Here is a 275-nt window from a genome sequence, read left to right as displayed (position 1 = left end):
TTAATGCAGCCTTCTTCAGCACGCGTGATATCAATCAGCTTCAATAGCTCTGCTTTAACCAGTTCAACTTTATCTTCGTTCGCAACAATATTTGCAACAATAGTCAATTTAGTCATGTTTAATTCCTTTATCTCTCTACTTGTTAACAACAATAATAACCCTAAAAAAAAAAACACCTTATTTCTGTAGCTTGCCGTAAGCACTGGCAACACCAATCAGTGTAGTCAATGAATCGTCATGGATTATCTAATTATTTTTTAAACATTATCTAAAAT

General features: G+C 32.7%; 1 protein-coding gene. It reads right to left on the bottom strand.

Features of this window, described 5'->3' with window-relative positions:
• Nucleotides 1-116 (bottom strand): putative quinol monooxygenase (locus tag AB4486_RS27300; protein WP_372119919.1); only part of this gene is annotated, 116 nt, incomplete at its 3' end.
• Nucleotides 117-275 lie beyond the last annotated feature (159 nt).

It is taken from the genome of Vibrio sp. 10N.222.55.C6, assembly GCF_041473395.1.
Taxonomy (GTDB): Bacteria; Pseudomonadota; Gammaproteobacteria; order Enterobacterales; family Vibrionaceae; genus Vibrio; species Vibrio crassostreae_C.
This window is presented reverse-complemented; position numbering and strand designations above follow the sequence as displayed.